General features: G+C 70.9%; 21 protein-coding genes and 1 other RNA gene. 15 read left to right on the top strand and 7 right to left on the bottom strand.

The genetic code is table 11. The annotated features are described in order from the left end of the window. Nucleotides 1–129: 129 nt before the first annotated feature. The 3 genes from ACESM1_RS25245 to ACESM1_RS25235 form a co-directional block, all read right to left on the bottom strand. Nucleotides 130–549, bottom strand: a complete 420-nt coding sequence (locus ACESM1_RS25245) for a VOC family protein (protein ID WP_372623994.1) — start codon at nt 547–549, stop codon at nt 130–132. After that, nucleotides 549–947 carry a RidA family protein gene (locus ACESM1_RS25240; protein ID WP_372623993.1) on the bottom strand — a complete coding sequence of 133 codons (399 nt, stop codon included), beginning with the start codon at nt 945–947 and terminating at the stop codon, nt 549–551. The genes ACESM1_RS25245 and ACESM1_RS25240 overlap by 1 nt, the downstream gene beginning before the upstream one ends. Before the next feature lie 64 nt (nt 948–1,011). Next, entirely contained in the window at nt 1,012–2,661 is a 1,650-nt protein-coding gene (locus tag ACESM1_RS25235; protein WP_372623992.1) for a fumarate hydratase, read from the bottom strand. A gap of 98 nt (nt 2,662–2,759) precedes the next feature. On the opposite strand from ACESM1_RS25235, the gene ACESM1_RS25230 reads away from it, so the two are divergent. Both ACESM1_RS25230 and ACESM1_RS25225 read left to right on the top strand, forming a co-directional pair. Continuing rightward, the gene (locus ACESM1_RS25230; RefSeq protein ID WP_372623991.1) at nt 2,760–5,030 is read left to right on the top strand and encodes a DUF3604 domain-containing protein; all 2,271 of its coding nucleotides are present in this window, start codon (nt 2,760–2,762) and stop codon (nt 5,028–5,030) included. After that, entirely contained in the window at nt 5,000–5,992 is a 993-nt protein-coding gene (locus tag ACESM1_RS25225; RefSeq protein ID WP_372623990.1) for a Bug family tripartite tricarboxylate transporter substrate binding protein, read from the top strand. Before ACESM1_RS25230 ends, ACESM1_RS25225 begins: the two co-directional genes overlap by 31 nt. A 24-nt stretch (nt 5,993–6,016) precedes the next feature. Here the strand turns inward: ACESM1_RS25225 and ACESM1_RS25220 are convergent, their stop codons facing one another. Continuing rightward, nucleotides 6,017–6,520 (bottom strand): SspB family protein, encoded by a 504-nt coding sequence (locus ACESM1_RS25220; RefSeq protein ID WP_372623989.1) that lies wholly within the window; start codon nt 6,518–6,520, stop codon nt 6,017–6,019. Nucleotides 6,521–6,660: 140 nt separating this feature from the next. Further along, nucleotides 6,661–7,017, bottom strand: a transfer-messenger RNA (tmRNA) gene (gene ssrA / locus ACESM1_RS25215). Nucleotides 7,018–7,055: 38 nt separating this feature from the next. Between ssrA and thyX the strand changes: the two genes are divergently transcribed. The 4 genes from thyX to ACESM1_RS25195 are packed head-to-tail and all read left to right on the top strand — an operon-like array spanning nt 7,056 to nt 9,726. Further along, nucleotides 7,056–7,997 (top strand): FAD-dependent thymidylate synthase, encoded by a 942-nt coding sequence (thyX, locus tag ACESM1_RS25210; protein WP_372623988.1) that lies wholly within the window; start codon nt 7,056–7,058, stop codon nt 7,995–7,997. Next, a complete protein-coding gene (locus ACESM1_RS25205; RefSeq protein WP_372623987.1) occupies nt 7,990–8,232 on the top strand; it encodes a hypothetical protein in 243 nt (80 codons plus the stop codon). The genes thyX and ACESM1_RS25205 overlap by 8 nt, the downstream gene beginning before the upstream one ends. A 1-nt stretch (nt 8,233) precedes the next feature. Continuing rightward, nucleotides 8,234–8,839, top strand: coding sequence for an HD domain-containing protein (locus tag ACESM1_RS25200; protein WP_372623986.1), 606 nt, complete (start codon nt 8,234–8,236; stop codon nt 8,837–8,839). Beyond that, nucleotides 8,836–9,726, top strand: coding sequence for a ribokinase (locus ACESM1_RS25195; protein ID WP_372623985.1), 891 nt, complete (start codon nt 8,836–8,838; stop codon nt 9,724–9,726). Before ACESM1_RS25200 ends, ACESM1_RS25195 begins: the two co-directional genes overlap by 4 nt. Here ACESM1_RS25195 and ACESM1_RS25190 read toward each other — a convergent pair. Then, entirely contained in the window at nt 9,716–10,828 is a 1,113-nt protein-coding gene (locus ACESM1_RS25190; protein ID WP_372623984.1) for an Mrp/NBP35 family ATP-binding protein, read from the bottom strand. The two genes, ACESM1_RS25195 and ACESM1_RS25190, sit on opposite strands and share 11 nt — an antisense overlap. Before the next feature lie 250 nt (nt 10,829–11,078). On the opposite strand from ACESM1_RS25190, the gene hflK reads away from it, so the two are divergent. The 4 genes from hflK (at nt 11,079) to ACESM1_RS25170 (ending at nt 15,259) form a co-directional block, all read left to right on the top strand. After that, nucleotides 11,079–12,311, top strand: a complete 1,233-nt coding sequence (gene hflK, locus ACESM1_RS25185) for an FtsH protease activity modulator HflK (protein WP_372623983.1) — start codon at nt 11,079–11,081, stop codon at nt 12,309–12,311. Continuing rightward, nucleotides 12,308–13,348: a protease modulator HflC gene (hflC, locus tag ACESM1_RS25180; RefSeq protein WP_372623982.1), complete on the top strand. Its 1,041-nt coding sequence runs from the start codon at nt 12,308–12,310 to the stop codon at nt 13,346–13,348. Before hflK ends, hflC begins: the two co-directional genes overlap by 4 nt. Nucleotides 13,349–13,365: 17 nt before the next feature. Further along, nucleotides 13,366–13,557, top strand: a complete 192-nt coding sequence (locus ACESM1_RS25175) for a DUF2065 family protein (RefSeq protein ID WP_372623981.1) — start codon at nt 13,366–13,368, stop codon at nt 13,555–13,557. Nucleotides 13,558–13,723: 166 nt separating this feature from the next. Next, entirely contained in the window at nt 13,724–15,259 is a 1,536-nt protein-coding gene (locus tag ACESM1_RS25170) for a DegQ family serine endoprotease (protein WP_372623980.1), read from the top strand. Nucleotides 15,260–15,337: 78 nt separating this feature from the next. Here ACESM1_RS25170 and serB read toward each other — a convergent pair whose 3' ends face one another. Next, the gene (serB, locus tag ACESM1_RS25165; RefSeq protein WP_372623979.1) at nt 15,338–16,228 is read right to left on the bottom strand and encodes a phosphoserine phosphatase SerB; all 891 of its coding nucleotides are present in this window, start codon (nt 16,226–16,228) and stop codon (nt 15,338–15,340) included. 107 nt (nt 16,229–16,335) lie between these two features. Here serB and miaA point away from each other — a divergent pair, with 107 nt between their 5' ends. The 5 genes from miaA to ilvC all read left to right on the top strand — a co-directional run bounded on the left by miaA (nt 16,336) and on the right by ilvC (nt 21,473). Next, nucleotides 16,336–17,298, top strand: coding sequence for a tRNA (adenosine(37)-N6)-dimethylallyltransferase MiaA (gene miaA, locus ACESM1_RS25160; RefSeq protein WP_372623995.1), 963 nt, complete (start codon nt 16,336–16,338; stop codon nt 17,296–17,298). A 100-nt stretch (nt 17,299–17,398) separates the two neighbouring features. Next, on the top strand, nt 17,399–19,201 hold the full coding sequence (locus ACESM1_RS25155) for an acetolactate synthase 3 large subunit (RefSeq protein ID WP_372623978.1): 1,803 nt from the start codon (nt 17,399–17,401) through the stop codon (nt 19,199–19,201). Between the two features lie 71 nt (nt 19,202–19,272). After that, a complete protein-coding gene (gene ilvN / locus ACESM1_RS25150; RefSeq protein WP_372623977.1) occupies nt 19,273–19,797 on the top strand; it encodes an acetolactate synthase small subunit in 525 nt (174 codons plus the stop codon). Between the two features lie 57 nt (nt 19,798–19,854). Next, nucleotides 19,855–20,439, top strand: coding sequence for a hypothetical protein (locus ACESM1_RS25145; protein WP_372623976.1), 585 nt, complete (start codon nt 19,855–19,857; stop codon nt 20,437–20,439). Nucleotides 20,440–20,456: 17 nt separating this feature from the next. Further along, nucleotides 20,457–21,473, top strand: coding sequence for a ketol-acid reductoisomerase (ilvC, locus tag ACESM1_RS25140; RefSeq protein ID WP_372623975.1), 1,017 nt, complete (start codon nt 20,457–20,459; stop codon nt 21,471–21,473). The last annotated feature ends 28 nt before the right edge of the window (nt 21,474–21,501 follow it).

Here is a 21,501-nt window from a genome sequence, read left to right as displayed (position 1 = left end):
CCTGCCCGCCGGACCTGCTGCGGCTCTCGACGGGCATCGAGGACGCCGGCGACCTGTTCGCCGACCTCGACCGGGCGCTGCGGGCGGCGAACGCGTAGGCGGGGAGGGCGCTGCCCTCCCGCGCGCCGCCTACGGCGCCAGCGTGCCCTCGCCGTAGCTGGCGATCTCGATCAGGTTGCCGTCCGGGTCACGGCAATAGACCGAGCGGATCGGCCCCAGCGCGCCCTGCTTCGCCACCGGCCCGAGTTCCACCGTCACGCCGCAATGGTCGAGATGCGCCACCACCTCGTCCGGCGGCACCGTGACCACGAAGCAGAGATCGGCGGTGCCGGGCACGCCGCCGGCGGCGCCGGTGAACCATGCCTCCTGCGTTGCGCCCTGCGGGCGAAGGTTGATCTTCTGTCCGCCGAAGCGCAGCGCGGTGCGGCGCTCGCTGGAGCCGAAGGCGTGGCGCTCCATGCCGAGCACGCGCTGGTACCAGCCGGCGCTGACCTCCACGTCGCGGCAGGTGATGACCAGGTGGTCCAGGCGGTCAACGGCGAAGCGCATCAGCTTTCCTGTCGGATCGGGTGGAACCGCGCGGTGACTTCGACTTCGATGAGCATGTCGGGCGATTGCAGCCCGGCGACGAGCATGGTCGCCGCCGGCCGCGCGCCGCCGAGCCATTTCTTCACCACCGGCCGGCAGGGCGGCCAGTCCGCGCGGTTGGGCAGGATGAAGGTGGCGCGCACCACGTCGTCCATGCCTGCGCCGGCCTGCTGCAGCGCGGCGGCGATGTTGCGGAAGGCCTGCTCGCATTGCGCCACCACGTCCGGCGCGATGGTCATGCTGGCATAGTCGTAACCGGTGGTGCCGGAGACGAAGATGAAGTCGCCGTCCACGACGGCGCGGGAATAGCCGAGCTCCTCCTCGAAGGCGGAGCCGGAGGAGATGTGGCGGCGGGTCATCTGGATGCTCGCGCCTGCGGGGCTGCGACGGTCCAGCGAGACCTCAGACCGATCAGGTCATCCATCACTCCAGCCCCTCGTAGAAATCGTTCCCCTTGTCGTCCACCACGATGAAGGCGGGGAAGTCTTCCACCTCGATGCGCCAGACGGCTTCCATGCCGAGCTCGGGGTATTCCAGCACCTCCACCTTGCGGATGCAGTCCTGCGCCAGCCGCGCCGCCGGGCCGCCGACGCTGCCGAGGTAGAACCCGCCATAGGTCTTGCAGGCGTTCAGCACCGCCTTGCTGCGGTTGCCCTTGGCCAGCATTACGAAGCTGCCGCCTGCCTTCTGGAACGCCTCGACATAGCTGTCCATGCGCCCCGCGGTGGTCGGGCCGAAGCTGCCGGTGGCCATGCCGGTCGGCGTCTTGGCGGGGCCGGCGTAATAGACCGAGTGGTTCTTGATGTAGTCGGGCAGGCCCTGGCCGGCGTCCAGCCGCTCCTGCAGCTTGGCATGGGCGATGTCGCGCGCGACCACCATCGGGCCGGTGAGCGAGACGCGGGTCTTCACCGGATACTTCGACAGCATTGCGCGGATCTCGCTCATCGGCCGGGTGAGGTCGATCTTCACGACCTCGCCACCGAGGATGTCGTCGGTGGCTTCCGGCAGGTACTTCGCCGGGTCGTGCTCCAGCTCCTCCAGGAACACGCCCTCCGGCGTGATCTTCGCCTTGATCTGGCGGTCGGCCGAGCAGCTGACGCCGATGCCGATGGGCAGGGACGCGCCGTGCCGCGGCAGCCGCACCACGCGCACGTCGTGGCAGAAATACTTTCCGCCGAACTGCGCACCGATCCCGAGGTTCTGCGTCAGCTTGTGCACCTCCTGCTCGAAGGCGACGTCGCGGAAGGCGTGGCCGGCCATGCTGCCCTCGGTGGGCAGCGCATCGAGCCAGCGGGTGGAGGCCAGCTTCACCGTCTTGAGGTTCGCCTCCGCACTGGTGCCGCCGATGACGATCGCCAAGTGGTAGGGCGGGCAGGCGCTGGTGCCGAGCGTCCTGATCTTCTCGTCCAGGAACTTCAGCAGCTTCTCCTTCGAGAGAACCGCGCGGGTCTGCTGGAACAGGAAGGTCTTGTTCGCACTGCCGCCACCCTTCAGCACGAACATCAGGTGCAGCTCATCCGCGTGATGGTCGCCGGGGCTCGCCATGATGGAGAACTCGACCGGCAGGTTGTTGCCGGTGTTCTTCTCCTCCCACATGGTCAGCGGCGCCATCTGCGAATAGCGCAGATTGGTCTCGGTGTAGGTGCGGTGGACGCCGAAGGACAGCGCCTCCTCCTCGTCGCCTTCCACCCAGACGCGCTGGCCCTTCTTGCCGAAGACGATGGCGGTGCCGGTGTCCTGGCACATCGGCAATACGCCGCCGGCGGCGATGTTGGCGTTCTTCAGCAGGTCGAGCGCAACGAAGCGGTCGTTCGGCGACGCCTCCGGGTCCTTCAGGATGTTGGCGAGTTGCCGCAGATGGCCCGGTCGCAGCAGGTGGGAGACGTCCTTGCAGGCGGCGAAGGCCAGCTGCTCCAGCGCCTCCGGCTTCACCTTCAGGACCGTGCGGCCGTCGCAGGTGGCGGTGGAGACGCCGGCGATGTCCAGCTTGCGATAGGGCGTCGGGTCCGCACCGAGCGGGTACATCGGGCTGTAGAGGAAGCCCGGCGGGCGGGCGGAATGATCGAGCGGCATGCCGGCCTTCCAGATCTGCTTTCGCGCAGCCATAGCCCAGCCGGGCCGCCGCGTCAGCCGGGCTTGCCAAGCCGTGTCGCACATGGCGAGACTGCGTGATGCGCCGCCCGCGACACCTCGACCTGCCCAACGCCCATGCCGGGCACACTGCACATTTCACCGACTACCGGGCAGCCGAGGTCGGCAGCGTCACCATCTCGCCGGACGGCCCGGTGGAAGCCGGCAGCTTTGCCAGCCACACCCTGGTCTTCACCGCCGGCCGCTTCGGCGTGGACGACACCGGCAGCCTGCGCATCTGCACCCGGCAGGTCAGCGACAATGGCCGCCCGCAATTCACCGACCCCAAGGCGCCGAACTACGTGACGGCCGAGGCCTCCAACGGCGCGAAGCTGGTGCTGGAGTACAACCCGAAGCTCGCCATGCGGCCGTGGTCCCGCACCATTACGGTGACGGTCGCGCGCGGCTTCCTCTCGCCGGGCGACACCATCACCATCCGCCTCGGCGACCGGCGCGGCGGCTCGCCGGGGATGCGGATGCAGACCTATTGCGAGGCGCGCTTCCACTACCTCGTGCTGGCCGATGTCTTCGCCACCTGCAACTGGGCGCTGCTGCCGGAGCAGCCGAACTTCCCGATCGTCCCCGGCCCGCCGGTGCGGCCGCTCGCGATCCTGCCGACGCGGCGCGCGCCGGGCGAGCCCTTCGCGCTGCTGCTCCGTGCAGATGACCGCTGGGGCAATCCGGCGGTGCTGCCGGCCGGCACCCATCGCCTGCGCGCCAGCGCCCCGGTCGCCGGCCTGCCCGAGAGCTTCACCTGGCCGGAGGGCGCGCGCGCCCTCCGCATCGAGGGCCTGACCGCCGGGGCCGCCGAGGTGCTGACCGTCCAATGGGACGACACGCCCTCCAACCCGATGCGCGTCGCACCCGCCCCGCTGCGCCCCTACTGGGCGGACCTGCACGGGCAGTCCGGCGAGACGGTCGGCACCGGCACGATCGACGCGCTGGCCAGCTATGCGCGCGACCTGGCCGGCGTGGACGCGATCTGCCATCAAGGCAACGACTTCCAGATCACGCAGGAAGGCTGGGCCAACTTCAACCGGGCCTTCGACGCCTTCGACCGGCCCGGCCGCTTCGTCTTCCTGCCGGGTTACGAATGGTCCGGCAACACCGCGCTCGGCGGCGACCGCAACGTGATCTTCCCCGAGGCGGGCCGCACCATCCGCCGCTCCTGCCACGCGCTGATCGAGGCGCTGGAGGACGAGGCGACGGATGCGCTGGACGCCCGCGCCCTGCACGCGGCGCTGCGCGCCGAGGGTCGCCCGGTCTTCTGCATCCCGCATGTCGGCGGCCGCTACGCCAACCTCCACTACGCGCATGACCGCGCCCTGGAGCGCGCGGTGGAGGTTCATTCCGACTGGGGCACCTTCGACTGGCTGCTGGACGACGCCTTGGCCATCGGCGCGCGCGTCGGCATCGCGGCGGGGTCGGACGGGCACAAGGGCCGGCAGGGCGCCTCGCATCCCGGCGCCTCGCAATTCGGCTCCTATGGCGGCCTGACCTGCCTGCTGGCGGAGGAGCTCTCGCGCGAAGGCGTGTTCGAGGCGCTGCGCCGGCGTCACCACTACGCCACCACCAATGCCGCGCGCATCCATGCCGATGTCGCGGTGCGCCTTGCCAATCCGGCGGCGCTGCACATCGATGACCCGGCGCTGGGTGGCGCCGCGGATGGCAGCGCGGCGCAGGCGATAATGGGCGACATCCTCGCCGGCGTGACCGATGACGGCGCACTGTTCGAGGCCGAGATCATGGCCGGCTCGCCGATCGAGCGGATCGAGCTGCGCAACGGCCGCGAATTGCTGGACGTGATCCGCCCCGACGGCCCCCCGGGCAAGCGGCTGCGCGTGGTGTGGGAAGGCAGCGAGTATCGCGGCCGCGGGCGCGAGACCTCCTGGATCGGTGAGATCGGCGTGGGCGGCGGCACCACATGGGGCGCGGTGCGGCCGATCAACCGCTTCAACCTCGACCATCGCTTCGAGGCGGATGCCACCACGCTGCGCTTCCAGGGCGTCACCACCGGCGGCTTCCAGGCCATGGAGGCACCGCTCTCCGACCTCGACGGCGTGCTGCGCATCGAGACCGGCCTGGTGAAGGCCGAACTGCCTCTGCGCGACCTGCTCGCCGGCGAGCGGCGCTGGGAGGCCGGCGGCCTCGGCCGCGGGATGCGCGCCTTCCTGCTGCCCGATGCGGCGCCGTCTTCCATGCGGATCAGCCGACGGGTCGCGCTGCGGCCGGGCGACAACGCCCTCTATCTCCGTGCAACCTTCGAGGATGGGAGCGTGCTGTGGACCAGCCCCGTATACCTGCTGCGCTAACCCGCCGGGCGGCGCTCGCCGCCGGCCTGCTGCTGCCCGCCGCCGGCGCCCGCGCCCAGGCCTGGCCGACGCGGCCGATCGCGATGATCGCGCCGCTGGCCGCCGGCTCCTCGGTGGACATCCTGGCGCGGCTGATGGCGGAGCAATGGTCGCAGCGGCTCGGCCAGCCCGTGCCGGTGGAGAACCGACCGGCGGCGAACGGCAACCTGGCGCTCGGCCAGGTCGCCCGCGCGGCGCCGGATGGATACACCATCACCATCACCGGGCAGACCAGCGTGGCCTTCAACCCGGTGCTCTACCCCTCCATTCCCTACGACCCGCTGAAGGACTTCGCCTATATCGGCCGGGTCGCCGGCATCTCGAACGCGCTGGTGGTGCGCAGCGCCTCGCCGATCCAGTCCCTGGCCGATCTGCTGGCGGCCGCGCGCGCGCAGCCGGGCAAGCTGACCTATTCCTCGGGCGGCGTCGGCACCACGCACCACATCTCCTCGGCGATGCTGGCGCAGCAGGCGCGGCTGGACGTGCTGCACGTGCCCTATCGCGGCGCACCGCAGGGCATCCTGGCGGCGCAGACCGGCGAGGTGGATTTCGCCTACTTCAACATCTCGACCCTGCTGCCCGGCATCCGCGCCGGCACCTTCCGGCCGCTTGCCGTCACCTCCGCCGAGCGCTCGCCCTTCCTGCCGGAGGTGCCGACGATGAAGGAGCTCGGCTTCCCGGACTACGTGATGACCACCTGGGTCGCGATCGCCACGGTGGCCGGCGTGCCGGCCCCGGTGCTCGCGCGCATGGTGGAGGTGACGCAGGCGACCCTGGCCGATGCGGCCGTGCAGCGGCGCCTGGTGGAACTTGGATTCGAGGTGCTGCCGCCGATCCCGCAGCCGGAGATGCTGGCCTTCGTGCGGGCGGAGAAGGAGAGGTGGGAGCCGGTTATCCGCGCCACTGGGGCCCGGCGGGAGTGATCCGCGCCGGCGGCGCGGGGCCGCTCAGCCGTCCCGCGCGGGCTTGCGGCGGAAGGCGTCGAGGCTGACCACCTGGGCCGGGGCTTCGGGCGCCGCGGGTGGTTCGGCGGCCGGTGGCTGGGCCGGCGCAGGCTCGGCGGCTGCGTCCATCAGGGGCTGGAAGCGCAGGCCGAAGCGCACCGCCGGATCGGCGAAGCCGGTCAGTGCGTCGAAGGGCACGACGAGCGTGCTGGGCACGCCGCCGAAATAGAGCCGCACGCTGAACAGGTTCTGCGCCCGGTCCACCGTCAGCGCCTCGAACTGGTGCTGCAGGACGATGGTCATCTCCTGCGGGTAGCGGGCGCGGAGATGGCCGGGCAGCTTCGCCTCGGGGTGGTCGGTGCGGAAGGTCAGATAATAGTGGTGCTCGCCCGGCAGGCCCTTCCTGGCCGCGAGTTCCAGCGCACGCGCGACCACCTCGCGCAGGGCGTCATCCGTCCAGCGTTCGTATGGAATCAGGCTCGGGCCGGGGCTGGCGTCGTCGCTCATCAAGGCTTCCCTGTCGCACCAACCATAGGGCGAGGCAACCGCCTGGAAAAGGGGCGCCGCCCGATCGTGACGCGGCCGTCCACGGCCACCTTGCCGGCCGCGAAACCGGCCCGGCGCACAGGATGGCGGCGGAAGGGCGAAGTGGGGGGCTTCTGTTGCCCGGCGCCCCCCGAGCCGCGCTTACCTAGTGTTAGGCAGCGAGTGCGACAGCCTCGCGGCTGTTGTCGTTCGCACTTGTTGTTCGGCCCGATGACGGCGGAACCATGCCGGGCAAAAGCGACCCCTTTACCACGCGCGTCGAGCCTGTTTCGCCCCCGCTCCGGCCGCCCCGACAAGGGTGGCTGATTGCCCGCCGCCCCGGTGGGGCGGCTTGCATTTGGTGGAGGCGCCGGGCACTGCCCCCGGGTCCGCAACGCTTATGTCGAGTCGTGTTTATCGCCATAGCCGGCAAGCCGGCACGACCGCATATAGGGCCTGCCGCTTCCGGAATCGAGGGGGGTGCCGTAGGAAGGCCCGACCACAGGAACCGGCGGCAATGGCGCTCACGGCCGAACAGCTACAGGAGATCGAGGCGGCGCGCGCGGCGGAAGGCCGCACCAGGCGCCCGACCGTGCCGGCGCTGGAAGCGCTGTTGTTCCAGGCGCTGCCCGTGCTGGACCACGGCTTCGTGCGGGTGGTGGACTACATGGGCGACGATGCCGCAATCGTGCAGGCCGCGCGCGTCTCCTACGGCCGCGGCACCCGCGCGGCGAACGAGGATCGCGGGCTGATCCGCTATCTCATGCGCCACCGCCACTCGACCCCTTTCGAAATGTGCGAGATCAAGTTCCACGTGAAGCTGCCGATCTTCGTCGCGCGCCAGTGGATCCGCCATCGCACCGCCAACGTGAACGAATACAGCGCGCGCTACTCCATCCTGGATCGCGAGTTCTACATCCCCGCGCCCGAGCACCTGGCCGCGCAATCGGCGGTGAACCGGCAGGGCCGCGGCACGGTACTGGAAGGTGCCGAGGCCAGCCGCGTGCTGGACCTGCTGCGCGAGGACGCCACGCGCAACTACGACCACTACCTCGAGATGCTGAACGAGGACGAGCAGGGTGCGCCGCTGGATCCCGCCCGCGCCGGCCTGGCGCGGGAGCTGGCGCGGATGAACCTCACGCTCAATGCCTATACGCAGTGGTACTGGAAGACCGACCTGCACAACCTGTTCCATTTCCTCTCGCTGCGCGCAGATGCGCATGCGCAGTACGAGATCCGCGTCTATGCCGAGGCGATGATGGCCGCGACCGAGGCCTGGGTACCGATGGCCGCCGCCGCCTTCCGCGACTACCGGCTGGGCGCCGTCACCTTCTCGGCGCAGATGCTCGGCATCGTCCGGCGGATGGTCGCCGGAGAGCAGGTGGCGCAGGAGGGCTCGGGCCTGTCGAAGCGCGAATGGCGCGAGCTGATGGACGCGCTCGGCCGCGCCGATGGCTAACGCCGCCGCGGCCAGGCGCGGCGAGGGCACGCCGAGGCGCGCGCCCGCGCGCCCGCGCGGCAAGGCGGCGGCCAAGGCGCGCATCGGCCTGGTGCGCTGGTGGAAGGTGGCGCTGCTGGTGGTGCTCGCCACCATCGGCCTGCCGGTCGCCCATGCGCTGTTCGGCGAGGTGGTGGCGCTGCTTGGCGGCGCCGTGCTGCTCGGCTTCCTGCTCGGCCGCTGGACGGCGCGCTGAGATGGACGCCGGCCGCATCGCCGCGGTGATCGATTTCCTGGCGCTCGCCGACCGGCTCAAGCATGTCGAGCGGCGCGGCCGCACCGTCGGGCCGGATGGCGCTGCGCGGGCCGAGAATTCGGCCGAGCATTGCTGGAACGTCGCCCTCGTCGCGCTGCTGCTGCACCGGGAGGTGGCGGAGCCGCCCGACCTCGGACATGTGCTGGCGATGATCGCCGCGCATGACCTGGTGGAGATCGAGGCCGGCGACACCTTCGCCTATGACGAGGCGCATGTGCTGACCCAGGCCCAGCGCGAACGCGCCGCGGCGGATGTGGTGTTCGGCGGCCTGCCGCCCGATCTCGGCGCCCGGCTTCGAGCGCTATGGGAGGAGTTCGAGGAAGGGCGGACGGCGGCGGCCCGCTTCGCCATGGCCTGCGACCGCGCCCAGGGCTTCCTTCAGGGCGTGATCGGCACCGGCCATTGGCGCGGTGCCGGCGTGACGGAGGCACAGACCCGCGGTCGCATGGACCCCGCTTGCGCCGTCGCACCGGTCTTCGAGGCGCTCATCGAGACGCTCTACGAGCGGGCGCGGCAGGGCGGGATGTTCGCGGAGCCGCGCGCATGACCGTGCTCGTCTTCGGTTCCGCCAATGCCGACCTGGTCTTCGCGGTTCCCAACCTGCCGCTGCCGGGTGAGACGGTGCTGGGCGAGGGTGTGCGCAGCTTTCCTGGCGGGAAGGGCGCCAACCAGGCGGTGGCGGCGGCGCGCGACGGCGCCATGGTCGCCTTCGCCGGCTGCGTCGGCCGCGACGGCTTCGCCGCGGTCGCGACCGGCGCGCTGCGCGAAGCGGGCGTGGATCTCTCGCGCCTCGTGGTGGTGGATCAGCCGACCGGCTGTGCCGCGATCTGCGTGGATCACGCGGGCCGCAACCAGATCGCCGTGGCACCCGGGGCCAACCTCGCCGCCCGCTCTGCGCAGGTGGAGGACGCAGCGCTGCATCCCGGCGTGGTGCTGCTGCTGCAGATGGAAGTGCCCGCCGCCGAGATCGCCGCGCTGGTCGCGCGGGCGAAGGCGCGCGGCGCACGGGTGGTGCTGAACCTCGCCCCGCCCGGCGAACTGCCGGCCGAGACGCTGCGCGCGCTCGATCTCCTGGTCGTCAACGAGCACGAGGCCGCCGTGCTGGCCGCGCGGCTCGGCTGCGCGGCGGACGCCGCCGGACTGCGGGCAGCGCTGCGGACGGATGTCGCCGTCACGCGCGGCGAGGCTGGCGCGGAAGCGGCTACCGCCGCGGGCCTGGTTGCCGTGCCCGCCTTCCCGGTTACGCCGGTGGACACCACCGGGGCCGGCGATTGCTGGTGCGGCGTGCTGGTCGCGGCGCTGGACCGCGGCCTGCCGCTCGCCGCCGCGATGCGCCGGGCGGCGGCGGCGGCGGCGATCGCCTGCACCCGCCCGGGTGCGGCGGCGGCAATGCCGGAGGCGGCGGAAACCGAGGCGCTGCTCGCTACTCGATGACGATGCGCGGCCCGGCCTTCGCCCCGGCGCGTTCGGCGAGCTTCTCCCGCAGGCGGTTCGCGATCGTCTGGTAGGCCTGCGCCTCCTCGGTCTCCGGCCTGGCGGCGACGATCGGCGTGCCGGCATCCGCCAGCTCGCGGATCGCCAGCTTCAGCGGCAGCTCGCCGAGGAACTCGACGCCCAGCCGCTCCGCCTCCCGCTTCCCCCCGCCATGGCCGAACAGGTCGGCGCGGTGGCCGCAATTCGGGCAGCAGTAGAAGCTCATGTTCTCGATGATGCCGAGCACCGGAACGCCCACCCGCTCGAACATCCGCACCCCGCGCCGTGCGTCGATCAGCGCCACGTCCTGCGGCGTGGAGACGATCACCGCGCCGGCCAGCGGCACGCGCTGGCTCATGGTGAGCTGCGCGTCGCCCGTCCCCGGCGGCATGTCCACGATCATGATGTCGAGCGCACCCCACTCGACCTGGCCCATCAGCTGCTCCAGCGCGCCCATCACCATCGGGCCGCGCCAGATCATCGGCGTCTCCTCCTCCACCAGGAAGCCGATGGACATCGCCTTCAGCCCCCAGCGCTGCAGCGGGATGATCTTCTGCCCCTCGGTGCGCGGGCGTTCGCGCGTGCCGAGCATCTGCGGCAGGGAGGGGCCGTAGATGTCGGCGTCGAGCAGCCCGACCTTCAGGCCCTGGCTGGCCAGCGCCACCGCCAGGTTCACCGCGGTGGTCGATTTGCCGACGCCCCCCTTGCCGGACGCGATGGCGACGATCGCGCCCACCTCCGGCAGCAGCATCTGGCCCTGGCCGGCCTGCGCCTTGCCGCCCGGTGGCGGCGGCGCGGCCTTTGGCGCCTCCGCACGGTGCGCCGTCAGCACCACCGTGGCGGAGAGCACCCCGCGCACCGAGGCCGCCGCCTTCTCGGCCGCCGCGCGCAGCGGTTCGGAGTCGCGGGCGCGCTCGCGCGGAACCTGGATGGCGAATTGCACCATGCCATCCCGCACGGTCAGGCCCTCGACCATGCCCGCCTCGACCACGTCGCGACCGGTGGCGGGATCGCGTACCGTGCGCAGCGCCGAGCGGACCGCCGCCTCAAGGGTTTCGCCCATCGCTTGAAAATCCTCCCGGATGCCTCGATATCCGCACTGCCGCGCCGGGTTCGGGGCCCCCCTTGCGCGCCGGCTTCCCAGCCGGGACCATAGGCCGGTCCGGACCCTGGTTCGCTCGGGGCGCCGCGCGCCGGTTTCTCCCGGCCCGGCCGTCCCCATATGGACCAGCACTGAGGCCGCTGCATCCCTCCCCCTGCGGGCGCGGGAGGATGCGGTGCAAGACTGCCGGGAAGAGGAGGTTTTTCACCCGATGGCGTGGAACAGCAGCGGCGGACCCAGCCCCTGGGGGAATCCCCGGCCGGGCGGACCCTGGGGAGCGCCGCAACCGCCTTCGGGCGGCGGCGGTGGCGGCGGACGGGGCCCCGACCTCGACGATGTCATTCGTCAGGCGCAGGACGCGGTGCGGCGCTACCTGCCGCGTGGCACCGGCGGCAAGGGCATTGCGCTGATCGGACTGGTGGTGGCGGCGCTCTGGGCGGCCTCGGGCTTCTACCGGGTGGACCCGGACGAGCAGGGCGTGGTGCTGCGCTTCGGCGCCTTCGACCGCACCGCACCGCCCGGCCTGAACTACCACATCCCGTGGCCGGTCGAGAGCGTGACGACGCCGCGCGTGACGCGCATCAACCGCATCGATGTGGGCTTCCGCACCGCCGGCGAGGCCGGTGGCACCTCGACCCGGCCGGTTCCGGCGCGCGACGTGGTGGAAGAGAGCCTGATGCTCACGGGCGACGAGAACATCATCGACATCGACTTCGCGATCTTCTGGCGGATCAGCGATGCGGGCGAGTTCCTGTTCAACACCCGCAATCCCGAGCAGACCGTGAAGTCCGTCGCCGAGGGCGTCATGCGCGAGGTGATCGGCCGCACGCCGATCCAGCCCGCGCTGACCGAAGCGCGCGCGCAGATCGAGCAGGAGGTCCGCCGCGGCACCCAGGCGATCATGGACCGCTACGGCTCGGGCGTCGAAGTCACGCAGGTGCAGCTGCAGCGGGTGGACCCGCCGGCCCAGGTGGTGGACGCCTTCCGCGACGTGCAGCGCGCCGAGGCCGACCGCGAGCGCCTGCGCAACGAGGCCGAGAGCTACCGCAACGACATCATCCCCCGCGCCCGCGGCGAGGCTGCGCGCCTCGTGCAGGAAGCCGAAGGCGTGCGCGAAAGCCAGATCGCCCGCGCCCGAGGCGAGGGGCAGCGCTTCATCTCCGTGCTCTCCGCCTACCAGACGGCGCAGGACGTGACGCTGCGACGCCTCTACATCGAGACCATGGAGGAAATCCTGCGCCGTAACCCGAAGGTGCTGGTTGACACCGGATTGCAGAACATCGTGCCGCTGCTGAACCTCGGCGACACCGGGCGCGCCGCCGTCGCGGCGCCGCAGGCGCAACGCCAGCTGTCTCCGCCCTCGCCTGGGGCGCCAGCGCCCGTGCCGCCGCAGGGCGCCATATCCGGCTCCGTGTCGGGCCGTCCGCAGGGGTTCGGGCGATGAACCGCGGTCTCATCCTGGCGGCGGTGGCGGCGGTCATCCTCGTCGTCGTCTCGTCCACGCTGTTCACCGTGCACCAGACCCAGCAGGTGCTGATCACCCAGTTCGGCCAGCCGATCCGCGTGATCACGGACCCGGGGCTGCACGCGAAGATCCCCTTCATCCAGTCGGTGATCGCCTTCGACCGCCGCCTGCTCGACTACGACGCGCAGGGCGAGGAGGTGATCCTCGGCGACCAGCGCCGGCTGATCGTGGACAGCTTCACGCGCTACCGCATCGCCAATCCGCTGGAGTTCTACCAGACCGTCGGCGCGACCGAGGCGGGCATCCGCGCGCGGTTCAACTCGATCGTCACCTCCGCGCTGCGCCGCGTGCTCGGCAACGAGCCGCTGCTCTCGGTGCTGTCCACCGACCGCGCCCGGATCATGACCCAGATCCAGAACCAGGTGAACGAGGAGGCGCGGCGCTTCGGCATCGAGATCGTGGATGTCCGCATCCGCCGCGCCGACCTGCCGGAGGAGAACACGCAGGCGATCCTCAGCCGCATGCAGTCCGAGCGCGAGCGCGTGGCACGCGAGGCGCGTGCGGAAGGTGCGGAGGTGGCGCAGCGCGTGCGCGCCGGCGCCGACCGCGAGCGCACCGTGCTGCTCGCCGAGGCGCAGGCCCAGTCCGACGTCCTGCGCGGCCAGGGCGAGCAGGAATCGATCACCATCCTCGCCGACGCCTTCCAGCGCGACCCGGACTTCTTCCAGTTCTGGCGGAGCATGCAGGCCTATCGCGAGGCGTTCGGCGAGGGCGAGACGCGCCTGCTGCTCTCGCCGGACAGCGAGTTCTTCCGCTTCTTCCGGGAGAGCCCGGCCGGCAACGGCACGACGCCGGCCTTCGGTGGCGCCGCCGCGGCGGCGCGCCAGGCGGCGCCGGCAGCCTCCGGCTCGCCGGGCCAGCCTGCGCTGTCGGCGCCCGTTCCCGCGCCGGCGGCGGCGGCACCCGCGGCACCTGCGGCCGCGCCGCCGGCGCCCGCCGGCGCCGCGTCCAACTGACCACGGCGGCGGCCGGCATGCGCCTCGACCAGGTGCTCGCCGGCGTCGCCGTGGTGCTCGCGGTGGAGGGGCTGCTCTACGCCGTGGCGCCCGGTGCGATGCGCCGGGCCGTCGCGGCGCTGGCCACCCTGCCGGATGCGCGGCTGCGCAGCGGCGGCCTGGCGGCGGCGGCGATCGGTATCGCCGTCGCCTGGCTGCTGACCGGCTGATTCGCCGACCGGAACCATCGGCGGCCGCCTGTTGCCGCGCGGCGCGGTTCGTGACACGCCGTCACACACCGCCGGGGTTCCACCCAGGTCGGAACGTGCCAATCTCGTTGCCAGCCGGCCCGGCCGGCCCATCTTGCTGATGTCACACCAGGGAAGGTTGCCTCACGTGCGTCTTGCCCCTCTCGCCCTCGCCACCGCGCTGGCGCTGCCGCTTGCGCTGCTGCCGCCCGGCGTCGCGCCGGCGCAGCAGATCGCGCCGCAGGTGCCGCCGCCTGGCGCGCCCTCCTCCTTCGCGCCGCTGTCGCAGCGCCTGCTGCCGGCGGTGGTGAACATCCAGACCACCCAGGCCGGCGCCCAGCAGCGTGCCGGCCGCGACGCGCCGGAAGTGCCCCAGGCGCCGCCCGGCAGCCCGTTCGAGGAATTCTTCCGCGACTTCATGGAGCGCAACCGGCCCAACGGGCAGGCTCCGGGCCAGCCCGGCCGCCCGATGCCGCCACGCCGCGGCCAGTCGCTCGGCTCCGGCTTCATCATCGACGCCTCGGGCATCGTGGTGACGAACAACCACGTCATAGATGGCGCCGACGAGATCAATGTCGTGCTGCAGGACAACACCACGTTGCGCGCCGAATTGCTCGGCGCCGATCCGCGTACCGACCTCGCCGTGCTGCGGGTGCGGCCGGAAAGCCCGCTGCCGGCAGTGGTGCTCGGCGACAGCGACACCGCACAGGTGGGCGACTGGGTGCTGGCGATCGGCAACCCCTTCGGCCTCGGCGGTTCCGTCACCGCAGGCATCGTCTCGGCCCGCGGCCGCGACATCCGCCAGGGCCTCTACGACGACTTCATCCAGACCGATGCGGCGATCAACCGCGGCAATTCCGGCGGGCCCTTGTTCAACCTGGCTGGCGAGGTCGTGGGCATCAACACCGCCATCTACTCGCCGACCGGCGGCTCGATCGGCATCGGTTTCGCGATCCCGTCCAACCTGGCGAAGAACATCGTCGCGCAGCTGCGCGACAATGGCCGGGTGCGGCGCGGCTGGCTCGGCGTGAACATCCAGCAGGTGACCGACGAGATCGCCGAGAGTCTCGGGCTGAAGGACGGCGCCCGCGGCGCGCTGGTGGCGCGTGCGCAGGAAGGCGGCCCGGCGGCGGCCGGCGGCATCCAGGCCGGCGACGTGATCCTGCGCTTCAACGGCCGCGAGGTGCGCGAGATGCGCAATCTGCCGCGCATCGTCGCCGACACGACGGTCGGCGACCGCGTGCAGGTGGTGGTGTGGCGCGACGGCCGCGAGCAGACGGTGGAGATCACCGTCGCCGAGCTGCCGAGCGAGCAGCAGCAGGCCGCGGTGCAGCCGACCCAGCCGGCGCAGCCGCAGCAGACCGAGCTTGCGGGCCTGGGCTTGCGGGTCGCGCCGATCACGCCGGAGCAGCGCGAGCGCTTCAGCCTGCGGGCTGATAGCCGCGGCGTGGTGATCACCGAGGTATCGCCGGACAGCCCTGCCGCCGAGCGTGAGCTGCGCCCCGGTGACGTGATCGTGGAGGTCCAGCAGGAGCGGGTGGGAACGCCCACGGAAGTGCAGGAGCGTCTCGAGCGTCTGCGTCGCCAGGGACGCGCCACCGCACTGCTGCTGATCGAGGGCCCGCAGGGCCAGCGCTGGGTGCCGCTGCGCCTGAACGCGCCGCCCCGCGGCCAGCGCGGCTGATCTTCGCAGGGGGCCGGGGACGATCATCGTCCCCGGCGGGGCGCGGGGCGGCGCCCCGCATCCTGCTCTCCTGCTGTTCTAATGCGTGACGAAGTCTCTCCGCCGGTAACCCTGCGCGAACAGCAGCGCGGTCAGGTCGCCATGGTCCACCCGCGCCCGCGCCGCCGCCGCCACCACCGGCTTCGCCTTGAACGCCACGCCGAGCCCCGCCGCGCGGATCATGTCCAGGTCGTTGGCGCCATCGCCGACGGCCAGCGTCGCCTCCATCGGCAGCGCGTTCTCGCTGGCCAGCCGCGTCAGCGTGGCGAGCTTGGCGTTGCGATCGAACACCGGCTCCGCCACGCGGCCGGTCAGCTTCCCGTCCTCGACCAGCAGCACGTTGGACACGTGGTGGTGGAAGCCGAGCTTCTCCGCGACGCGCCCGGTGAAGAAGGTGAAGCCGCCGGACGCCAGGCAGCACACCGCCCCATGCGCGCGCATCGTGCCGACCAGCTCGGCCGCGCCGGGCATCATCCGCGTCTGTTCCCAGGTCGCCTCCAGCGCGGCGACGGCGAGGCCTTCCAGCATGCCGACGCGCTCGATCAGCGCCGCGCGGAAATCCAGCTCGCCATTCATCGAGCGGCGGGTGATCTCCGCGATGCGCTCCTTCAGCCCGGCATAGGCGGCGATCTCGTCCAGCGTCTCGGACGTCACGATGGTGCTGTCCATGTCGGCGATCAGCAGGCGCTTGCGGCGGCCGTCCCGCGGCTGGGCGATGGCATCCACCGGCGCGTCGGCCAGCGCGGCGCGCGCGGCGGCAACGGCCTGCTCGGCGGCGCCGGTGAAGGGGAGGTCTACGGCTTCTGCCTCGGCGAGCCATTCGGGCTTGCCGGGCGCGGCGCCGAGTGCATCGAGCGCGGCGCGCACGCGGGCGACCAGCGCGGTGTCGAGGCCGCCGGGGGCAGCGATCAGGGTCAGGATGTGCGGCATGCGCCGCGCCCTCTGCCACCGTGACGAACGGGGCGCAACCTGATCCCGCGCGCCTGCCGGTGCGACCTGATTCCGCGCGCCTGGCGGCGCGACCTGATCCCGCGCGCCTGGCGGCGCGACCACCCGCCATCCTGGTGGCGGGGCCCACGGCATCCGGCAAGAGTGCGCTGGCGCTGGCGCTGGCCGAACGGCTCGGCGGCGTGGTGATCAACGCCGATTCCATGCAGGTCTATCGCGAGCTGCGGATCATCACCGCGCGGCCAACCGAGGCCGATCTCGCCCGCGCCCCGCATGCGCTCTATGGCGTGCGTGCGGCCGCCGAAGCCGGCACGGCCGCCTGGTGGCGCGGCGCGGCGCTGGCCGAGATGGCGGCGGCGCGGGCGGCCGAACGCGTGCCGATCCTCTGCGGTGGGACGGGCCTCTATTTCGCCGCGCTGACCGAGGGGCTCGCCACGATCCCCGCCGTGCCGGAGACGGCGCGCGCCGAGGCGCGGCGGCTGCTGGCCGAGGAAGGGCCGGCGGCGCTGCATGCGCGCCTCGCCGCGCTCGATCCTGAGACCGCCGCGACGCTGCGCCCTTCGGACAGCCAGCGCCTCGCGCGCGCCTATGAGGTCGCGACCGGCACGGGGCAGGGGCTGCGCGCCTGGCTGCGGGCGGGCGGAACCGGTCCGGCGCCATGGGACTTCGCCGCCGTGCTGCTCGATCCGCCGCGCGACGCGCTGCGCGGCGCGATCGCCGCGCGCTGGCAGGCGATGCTGGAGGCGGACGCGTTGGAGGAGGTGCGGGCGCTCGGCGCGCTCGGCCTCGATCCCGCGCTGCCGGCGATGCGCGCGCATGGCGTGCCGGAATTGCTGGCGCATCTGGCCGGCCAGGCTTCGCTGGAAGCCGCCTCGGCGCGGGCGATCCTCAACACCGGGCAGTACACCAAGCGGCAGGCGACCTGGTTCCGCCACCACGCGCTGGCATCCCCGGAGCGCGCACGAATATTGCGTGCGAGGTGGGACGATGGCGCGCAAGATTCGGAAAGTTTGTTAGATTATTTCGCAGCTTTCGTTGAAACGCGGCGTTGACGCAGTGCGGCATGGGGCGTAAGGGTGCCGCCCCCGGCCAGGATCGGCCTTGCCGGGCGCGCAACCATCCGCGCGAAAGCCGAGGAAAGCACTCCAGAAGATGTCTGCCACCACCCAGCACGCCGACGCCGCGCCCCTGACGATGTCGGGCGCCGAGGTCGTCCTCCGCGCGCTGAAGGAGCAGGGCGTAGAGGTCATCTTCGGCTATCCCGGCGGCGCGGTATTGCCGATCTACGACGCGATTTTCCAGCAGAACGCCATCCGCCACATCCTGGTCCGCCACGAGCAGGCGGCGGTGCACGCCGCCGAGGGCTATGCGCGCTCCACCGGCAAGGTGGGCTGCGTGCTGGTGACCTCCGGCCCAGGTGCCACCAATGCGGTGACCGGGCTGCTGGATGCGCTGATGGACAGCGTGCCGGTGGTCTGCCTGACCGGCCAGGTGCCGACGCACCTGATCGGCAACGATGCCTTCCAGGAGGCCGACACCACCGGCATCACCCGCCCGGCGACCAAGCACAACTACCTCGTCAAGAAGCCCGGCGATCTGGCGCGCGTGGTGCATGAGGCCTTCCATGTCGCGCGCAGCGGCCGCCCCGGCCCGGTGGTGATCGACCTGCCGAAGGACATCCTGATCGGCAAGGCGCCCTATGCCGAGGCGCCGGCGCCCGACCAGCCGCACCGCTCCTACCGCCCGCAGACCGAGCCCGACATGGCGCAGATCCGCAAGGCGGTGGCGCTGCTGAAGGCGGCGAAGAAGCCGGTGATCTACAGCGGCGGCGGCGTGATCAATGCCGGGCCGGAGGCCTCGCTGCTGCTGACGCAGTTCGTGCAGATGACGGGCTTTCCCTGCACCAACACGCTGATGGGCCTCGGCGCCTTTCCCTCCAGCCATCCGCAGTTCCTCGGCATGCTGGGGATGCACGGCACCTACGAGGCGAACTGGGTGATGCATGACTGCGACGTCATGCTGAACATCGGCGCCCGCTTCGACGACCGCGTGACCGGCAAGCTGAGCCATTTCTCGCCGAACTCGAAGAAGATCCACTGCGATATCGACCCCTCGTCCATCAACAAGAACGTCAAGGTGGACGTGCCGGTGGTCGGCGATGCGGGGAAGATCCTCGCCGCGCTGATCGAGGCGTGGAAGGAGGACACCACCCAGCCGGACCGCGAGGCGCTGGCCGGCTGGTGGCGCCAGATCGATGCCTGGCGGTCGAAGGATTGCCTGCGCTACACGCAGAAGGGCGCGATCATCAAGCCGCAGCACGCGGTCAAGCGACTGTTCGAGATCACGCGCGAGCTCGGCAAGGAGACCTTCATCACCACCGAGGTCGGCCAGCACCAGATGTGGGCCGCGCAGTATTTCGGCTTCGAGAAGCCCAACCGCTGGATGACCTCGGGCGGCCTGGGCACCATGGGCTACGGCCTGCCGGCCGCGATGGGCGTGCAGATCGCGCACCCCGATGCGCTGGTGATCGACATCGCCGGCGAGGCTTCGATCCTGATGAACATCCAGGAGATGAGCACGCTGGCGCAGTACCGCCTGCCGGTGAAGGTGTTCATCCTGAACAACGAGTATATGGGCATGGTGCGCCAGTGGCAGGAACTGCTGCATGGCGGCCGCTACTCCGAGAGCTATTCCGCGGCGCTGCCCGATTTCGTGAAGCTCGCCGAGAGCTTCCACGGCGTCGGCCTGCGCGCGGAGAAGGCGGACGACCTGGACCGCGTGATCCGCGAGATGATCGCGACGGATGCACCCGTCATCGCCGATATCTGCGTGGCGAAGGACGAGAACTGCTTCCCGATGATCCCCTCGGGCGCGGCGCATAACGAGATGATCCTGGGCCCGGACCAGGAGGGGAATGCGGCGCTGGTAACGGACGAGGGCAAGGTCCTCGTCTGACCCTGCGCGCCTGATCCTCCGTGGCGGGCCATGCGCGGCTCGCCTCTCGCCGATTGCCTGGATGACCGAAGATGCCTGATCCTGCCGAAACGACCCTGCGCGCCGCGACGATCGCGGTGCTGGTGGAGAACGAGGCCGGCGTGCTCGCGCGCGTCATCGGCCTGTTCTCCGGCCGCGGCTACAACATCGAGAGCCTGACCGTCGCGCCCGTGGATGCCGAGCGGCGCCTGTCGCGCATCACCATCGTCACCACCGGCACGGAGATGGTGATCGAGCAGATCAAGGCGCAGCTCGATCGCCTGGTGCCGGTGCACAAGGTGAGCGACCTGACGCTGGAAGGTCCGCACCTGACGCGCGAGCTGGCGCTGATCAAGGTGGTGGGGAAGGGTGACCATCGCGTCGAGGCGCTGCGCCTGGCCGATGCCTTCCGCGCCCGCGTGGTGGACGCCACCACCGAGAGCTTCATCTTCGAGATGACCGGCAATGCCGAGAAGATCGACGCCTTCTGCGCACTGATGCGGCCCGTGGGGCTGGCGGAGGTTTCGCGGACCGGCGCCGTGGCGATGGCGCGCGGGCCTGCCGGCCTGTCAGCGTGACACCGGCGTTCAATGGGCGATCCGGGACTTAGCGGGTTGGGGAGCGGCCACAGCCGCATGGAGCCCCGCGACATCATCGATGTGCTGATGCGGTACAATGTTGAAGCCCTCAATATGGGGCGTCACTACGAGACGCTTCGTGTCGCGCTTGGCACCGTGTTCTTCACATTGGTGGCCGCAATCCTGCTGGGTGTTGCTGCGGTGGTGGGTCTTCGGGAAGACGCCAGCGACAAGTTGGCGATGGTGAGGGCGCTGGGCTGGCTCTTGGTCATCACCGGAGTGCTCTTTGGATTGCTGTTCCTGAAGATCCACCAGCGCTACACGCGCCATACGTGGCTGGCCCAGCAGCTTGGAGCGCAAGTTTCCGCTATTCTACGCGCCAGCGGCTTCAAGCCCGTCGCGCTTGACTTCTCGCGTCTGTACGAGAGCAAGTTCGGCGGGCACTACAGTGACCCGATCCACATCGAGACGCTGAACGATCTGTATCTGCAGACTCTGGCGACGGATAAGCAGATGCGACCGATCACAGCAGCCATTCCGACTCGTATGCTCTGGCCCGGTTTGTGCGCGGCGCCAACCTTGATCGGCATCTACTTAGCGACTTTGTGCCGACCAGACGGCTTCCTCGAACTGTTCCGATGAAAGAAGGAGATGAGTTGATGCGCGTCTACTACGACCGCGATGCGGATGTGAACCTGATCAAGGCCAGGAAGGTCGCGGTCATCGGCTTCGGCAGCCAGGGCCATGCCCATGCGCAGAACATGCGCGATTCCGGCGTCAAGGATGTCGTCATCGGGCTGCGTCCCGGCGGCTCCTGGAAGAAGGCCGAGGCAGCCGGCTTCCAGGTGATGACGCCCGCCGAGGCGGCGAAGTGGGCCGACGTGACCATGGTGCTCACGCCGGACGAGCTGCAGGGCGACCTCTACCGCGACCACCTGCACGCCAACCTGAAGCAGGGTGCGGCGATCGCCTTCGCGCATGGCCTCAACGTGCATTTCAACCTGCTCGACCCGCGCCCCGACCTCGACGTGTTCATGATCGCGCCGAAGGGCCCGGGCCACACGGTTCGCGGCGAGTACCAGAAGGGCGGCGGCGTGCCCTGCCTGGTTGCGGTGCACCAGAACCCGTCGGGCAATGCGCTGGAGATCGCGCTGTCCTACGCCTCCGCCATCGGCGGCGGCCGCTCGGGCGTGATCGAGACCACCTTCAAGGAGGAATGCGAAACCGACCTGTTCGGCGAGCAGGTCGTGCTCTGCGGTGGCCTGGTCGAGCTGATCAAGGCCGGCTTCGAGACGCTGGTGGAGGCCGGCTACGCGCCGGAGATGGCCTATTTCGAATGCCTGCACGAGGTGAAGCTGATCGTCGACCTCATCTATGAGGGCGGCATCGCCAACATGAACTACTCCATCTCCAACACCGCCGAATACGGCGAATACGTCACCGGCCCGCGCATCATCACCGCCGAGACCAAGGCGGAGATGAAGCGGGTGCTGGAGGACATCCAGTCCGGCCGCTTCGCGCGCGACTGGATGCTGGAGAACAAGGTCAACCAGGCCTCCTTCAAGGCCACCCGCCGCCGCCTCGCCGAGCATCCGATCGAGGAGGTGGGCGAGAAGCTCCGCGGCATGATGCCCTGGATCAAGAAGAACCAGCTGGTGGACAAGGCGAAGAACTGAGCCGCCGCAATCCAGGTGACGCGCACGG

The sequence above is a fragment of the Falsiroseomonas sp. genome (assembly GCF_041690465.1).
Classification (GTDB): Bacteria; Pseudomonadota; Alphaproteobacteria; order Acetobacterales; family Acetobacteraceae; genus Falsiroseomonas.
Note: the sequence above shows the minus strand (reverse complement) of the source record. Positions and strands in the feature narration are given on the sequence as shown.

Coding starts and splice junctions, on each gene's coding strand:
- ACESM1_RS25245 (WP_372623994.1), bottom strand. CDS start 549: ATGCGCTTCGCCGTTGACCGCCTGGACCACCTGGTCATCACCTGCCGC.
- ACESM1_RS25240 (WP_372623993.1), bottom strand. CDS start 947: ATGACCCGCCGCCACATCTCCTCCGGCTCCGCCTTCGAGGAGGAGCTC.
- ACESM1_RS25235 (WP_372623992.1), bottom strand. CDS start 2,661: ATGCCGCTCGATCATTCCGCCCGCCCGCCGGGCTTCCTCTACAGCCCG.
- ACESM1_RS25230 (WP_372623991.1), top strand. CDS start 2,760: ATGCGCCGCCCGCGACACCTCGACCTGCCCAACGCCCATGCCGGGCAC.
- ACESM1_RS25220 (WP_372623989.1), bottom strand. CDS start 6,520: ATGAGCGACGACGCCAGCCCCGGCCCGAGCCTGATTCCATACGAACGC.
- thyX (WP_372623988.1), top strand. CDS start 7,056: ATGGCGCTCACGGCCGAACAGCTACAGGAGATCGAGGCGGCGCGCGCG.
- ACESM1_RS25205 (WP_372623987.1), top strand. CDS start 7,990: ATGGCTAACGCCGCCGCGGCCAGGCGCGGCGAGGGCACGCCGAGGCGC.
- ACESM1_RS25200 (WP_372623986.1), top strand. CDS start 8,234: ATGGACGCCGGCCGCATCGCCGCGGTGATCGATTTCCTGGCGCTCGCC.
- ACESM1_RS25195 (WP_372623985.1), top strand. CDS start 8,836: ATGACCGTGCTCGTCTTCGGTTCCGCCAATGCCGACCTGGTCTTCGCG.
- ACESM1_RS25190 (WP_372623984.1), bottom strand. CDS start 10,828: ATGGGCGAAACCCTTGAGGCGGCGGTCCGCTCGGCGCTGCGCACGGTA.
- hflK (WP_372623983.1), top strand. CDS start 11,079: ATGGCGTGGAACAGCAGCGGCGGACCCAGCCCCTGGGGGAATCCCCGG.
- hflC (WP_372623982.1), top strand. CDS start 12,308: ATGAACCGCGGTCTCATCCTGGCGGCGGTGGCGGCGGTCATCCTCGTC.
- ACESM1_RS25175 (WP_372623981.1), top strand. CDS start 13,366: ATGCGCCTCGACCAGGTGCTCGCCGGCGTCGCCGTGGTGCTCGCGGTG.
- serB (WP_372623979.1), bottom strand. CDS start 16,228: ATGCCGCACATCCTGACCCTGATCGCTGCCCCCGGCGGCCTCGACACC.
- ACESM1_RS25155 (WP_372623978.1), top strand. CDS start 17,399: ATGTCTGCCACCACCCAGCACGCCGACGCCGCGCCCCTGACGATGTCG.
- ilvN (WP_372623977.1), top strand. CDS start 19,273: ATGCCTGATCCTGCCGAAACGACCCTGCGCGCCGCGACGATCGCGGTG.
- ACESM1_RS25145 (WP_372623976.1), top strand. CDS start 19,855: ATGGAGCCCCGCGACATCATCGATGTGCTGATGCGGTACAATGTTGAA.
- ilvC (WP_372623975.1), top strand. CDS start 20,457: ATGCGCGTCTACTACGACCGCGATGCGGATGTGAACCTGATCAAGGCC.